The sequence below is a fragment of the Planktothrix sp. FACHB-1355 genome (assembly GCF_014748295.1).
Taxonomy (GTDB): domain Bacteria; phylum Cyanobacteriota; class Cyanobacteriia; order Cyanobacteriales; family Aerosakkonemataceae; genus Aerosakkonema; species Aerosakkonema funiforme_A.
The window spans coordinates 1-3,752 of the sequence record NZ_JACJUP010000696.1 but is presented as its reverse complement, the minus strand read 5'-3'; the positions used below and the strand labels follow the sequence as shown (position 1 = coordinate 3,752).

Genomic DNA, 3,752 nt, shown 5'->3' with positions numbered 1-3,752 from the left:
ATTCAGCGCGACGTTCTGAAAGTTTACCTTTTTTATATTTAAGGATGCGTTCTAAACCGAATAGATTTACAATCGCGGGATGGGGAAATACTTCGATTTGAAATCTGCCTAATTTTTGCGCTTCTATGATTGGTGCGTGAACGAAACCCCGTGCTTCCAAACTCAACCCAAATTCTACCGTGCGTTGGGCAAAAGGGCGACCGAGATTAGCAGGATAACAAGCCGCGTGATAGCGATGAAAATGTTTGTGAGTCAACTTATCCGGTAGTCGCATTCCAGTTGCATTGGGAATCAGGGTAGGCGCATCCACCGCGATTATTGCCGATTCTGATGATGGTGCATAGGTATCGATCCAAGCGAGAATATCTTCATTAGATTCTCGTCGATCTAAGTTAAGAAGATGCAATTGATTATCTGCCCAACTTAGGCAACATAAACCGCTTGCACCTGTCGTCCAACCGAGGTCAATGCCGATAAATTTCATCATACCAGAACTTTTTCGTCAGATAATATACGCCATTTCAGCAAATTAAAATAACTTATTAAAATGCCGATTATGGTTGTATTTATGCTAACATTAAACTAAATAAACACCAAGTAAAAACTTAGCTATTAGCAGATTAGCCCGAAAGTTTGATTGCTGAAATTAAATGACAAAATTTCCTTACGATCGATTTGCCAAGGACTATCTAAAAGAGTTGTTAAAACCTCTCGGTGAGGTAGAAGCCAGCAAAGAAGTCCCTGGAGAAGTGCGACAAATAGATGTGTGGTTCACCCCTTACCCACCCGGACAGAGGGGAGATGCAGAAGTGCTGGGATTGCTGGGACGATTTGCCAGTATCCCATCCATCTTTGAACCCTTCCGCAACGCCGTATCCCCCAGCCAAATTCGCGGCTGTATGGGTAAACTATTTGATATCCACGCCTATTCGCAGCGTGAGAGTCAGCGAAACAACACTCGTCTTGATGAAGCTGATTTACCTACATTGTGGATTCTTTCGCCTACCGTTTCGGCAACCATTTTAAACGGATGTAAAGCCGAAGCGGATGAAAACAACTGGCCAACAGGAGTGTATTTTCTGGGAGAAATTCTGAAAACAGCAATTGTGGTAATTCACCAGTTACCGCGCACCCCAGAAACGCTATGGCTGAGACTTTTGGGTAAAGGAAATGTGCAAAAACAAGCGATTAACGAAATAGGTACACTTCCACCCAATCATCCATTACGTTCAAACGCTCTCTTGTTATTGGCGAATTTGCAAGCGACCATCGAAGCGAGTCAAAATATAGATCGAGAAGATCGGGAGTTAGCTATGGAATTATCACCACTACTTTTACAATGGCGGGACGAAGCTATACAGGAAGGAGAAGAACGCGGTTTGCAGCGAGGAGTAATGAGGGAACGCCGCGCTACCATTGAAAATTTGTTGCGCGTGCGATTTGGTGTTTTGGATGAGCAATTATCGGGAATTATTGAGCGTTTGTTGGAATTGCCTCCAGAGGAGTTTACTGTTTTGTTACTGCAACTCTCTCGCGAGGAGTTGTTAGCTAGGTTTGGTGGCTAAAACAATAGGTACGTTGTTGCGCTTCAGCGCTAAAGCGCAACAACATACCTACTAGCTAAAAAGTGCGTTATTTAAATATGAGAAAATATCAAAATCGATTAATCCTGCTTTTAGCATTATTCCTGGTGGGTAACACTTGGATAGCCGCCGCCAATTATTCAGATCCAAATGCTTGCAATCTTGAAGAATTATCAGTAGAATATAAAAACTTGCGAACCATCCCAGGACACTTTGGTGGCGGCGATTGGAGTGATGATGCAGATAGATGGAATGGGCGCAAACAGCAGGTAATGAATCAGCTTGGTGATTGTTTGGGAACGGGGAGATATAGCAAATCTGAGATTATTCAGTGGATGGGAAATCCCGATCGAATTGCCATCAAGGGTGATTTTTTGTTTGCGGCGATCGAACACGATCGCAGAAATAAGCCCACAGGAGATTACCAGTATTTGATTTATTTTTGGCGAGGCGGACACGATTTTCTCTATTTTACTTTTCGAGGAGAAAGTATCATCGATTCTGGTTGGTGGATGGCGGGGGAATAAGACGCCCGCTGGGGACTCAAGTCCCCAGCTAATAGCGAAAGTCCACTAAAGTGGACTGAAGAATTTAATATTTCAGTCGGTTTTAACCGACTTTCGCTATGACGCTGGGGTTTGAATCCCTGGCGGGCTTTAATCATCCTTTCTTTCTGCAATCAAAACTTGTACCAAATGCCAAAGAAAGAAACAAAAACCAACACATAAACCTGAAATTGGATCGAACCATCCTATAATATTAACAATCCCAAATTCCCCCACTTGCGAACTAACCAAAATCATCTTTTGTTTTGTAAATTTTGTTTTTGGCTGAACTTCAATACTTTGATGCTGCGAATAACTGACAAAAGCCAACAAAATCAAAAGCTGGATTTCTGGGTTTTGAGAAAGGATAGCTTTCAATAATTGGGTACTCATTTTTGTATTTCCAAACTCATAACCTACAAATAACTCGATGTTTGGGGTATCCTCTAGAGCAGAACAGCGCTGGAACAGTGCAGATCGATCTGCACCATTCTGCACTACCATTTTTCTTAAGCTACCGATTATGATGTAGGGGCGAAGCATTCGGGCGACAATCTTTCTGAGTAATCGACAATTTATATATCCGAATGCTTCGCCCTGCCGAGGTCTAAATAAACATACACACTATGATGTTTTTGTCAATAGCGATTATTAGACTGGCATTCTAGTCGTAACCTACCCATCTATCACCGATGAGTAAAACTCCCAAATCCCGTAGCATTGCTGCAACTCCAGAAGGACTGGTAGAAGTTCGCCAAAAAATGGCTAAACTGGAAAAGCCTGGAGAACCAGAAAAAAAGGGTTGGACTTATGAAGACTTAGCAAAAAGATCGGGTGCTAGTATTGATACAGTTAAGCGATTTCTTAAAGGAACGCCAATAGATAAAAAGTTTATTTTTTGGATTGTTGAAGCCTTAAACTTAGACATAAACGAAATAGTAGATGCAAACGAGTTAAACCCACCCACACCAACAACCACACCAACAGAAATAAACTGGCGCGAAATCTGCAACCAAGTTTTAGCAACCCAACACCTCCGCCGCCAAGCAACCGCACAACAATATGAATTAAATATTTACGTTCCCTTGGGATTAATGGAACGTCCCAAAACACCAAACCCCAGAAAAAACCCCACTGGGGAAGACTCGCCACCGCAGAAAGAACCAGAACTGCAAATCGTCCAAACTTATAAAGATGATGCTTTTTTCCAGAAAGTTATTGCCGAAAATAACACTGAAAAAGGCAAGCATATTGCCATTATTGGCGAACCGGGTGCGGGGAAAACTACACTGTTAGGAGAATTGGCGGAACGTTTGGCGAAAAATTCCCCCGATTTTCCCATTTGTATTCGATTGGCAGATTTACGTTCTAGCACAATTGCCGATTATTTACTCAATAATTGGCTCTCCAAAGCATTGCAATTTATCGATTTTGAAGCCGAAAATGTCACGCCAGAAATCAGAAAAGAATTCAAGCAACTTTTCGCAACAGGTAAAGTTTGGTTGCTGTTGGATGGGGTGGATGAAATGGCGGCGACTTCCCCTATCGAGGCGTTGGCGAGAATTCGGGAACAACTGACAGACTGGGTTGGTAAGGCGCGGGTGGTGCTAACTTGTCGTTTGAA

Annotated in this window: 5 protein-coding genes; 3 read left to right on the top strand and 2 right to left on the bottom strand. The window is 42.6% G+C overall.

The features are described 5' to 3' along the window. The coding region (locus tag H6S82_RS23250) for a DUF429 domain-containing protein (protein WP_347339536.1) at nucleotides 1-487 on the bottom strand (487 nt) is incomplete at its 3' end. Between the two features lie 163 nt (nucleotides 488-650). On the opposite strand from H6S82_RS23250, the gene H6S82_RS23245 reads away from it, so the two are divergent. Together H6S82_RS23245 and H6S82_RS23240 are read left to right on the top strand one after the other, a co-directional pair. Beyond that, nucleotides 651-1,565, top strand: a complete 915-nt coding sequence (locus H6S82_RS23245) for a hypothetical protein (protein WP_190474799.1) — start codon at nucleotides 651-653, stop codon at nucleotides 1,563-1,565. Between the two features lie 77 nt (nucleotides 1,566-1,642). Then, nucleotides 1,643-2,110 (top strand): hypothetical protein, encoded by a 468-nt coding sequence (locus H6S82_RS23240; RefSeq protein ID WP_190474797.1) that lies wholly within the window; start codon nucleotides 1,643-1,645, stop codon nucleotides 2,108-2,110. 129 nt (nucleotides 2,111-2,239) lie between these two features. Here the strand turns inward: H6S82_RS23240 and H6S82_RS23235 are convergent, their stop codons facing one another. After that, a complete protein-coding gene (locus H6S82_RS23235) occupies nucleotides 2,240-2,521 on the bottom strand; it encodes a hypothetical protein (RefSeq protein WP_190474795.1) in 282 nt (93 codons plus the stop codon). 299 nt (nucleotides 2,522-2,820) lie between these two features. Here H6S82_RS23235 and H6S82_RS23230 point away from each other — a divergent pair. Then, nucleotides 2,821-3,752: helix-turn-helix transcriptional regulator (locus H6S82_RS23230; protein WP_191056780.1), on the top strand; the 932-nt coding region annotated here is incomplete at its 3' end.

Excerpts from the sequence above, each read along its gene's own strand:
- H6S82_RS23245 (WP_190474799.1), top strand. The coding sequence starts at position 651 with ATGACAAAATTTCCTTACGATCGATTTGCCAAGGACTATCTAAAAGAG.
- H6S82_RS23240 (WP_190474797.1), top strand. The coding sequence starts at position 1,643 with ATGAGAAAATATCAAAATCGATTAATCCTGCTTTTAGCATTATTCCTG.
- H6S82_RS23235 (WP_190474795.1), bottom strand. The coding sequence starts at position 2,521 with ATGAGTACCCAATTATTGAAAGCTATCCTTTCTCAAAACCCAGAAATC.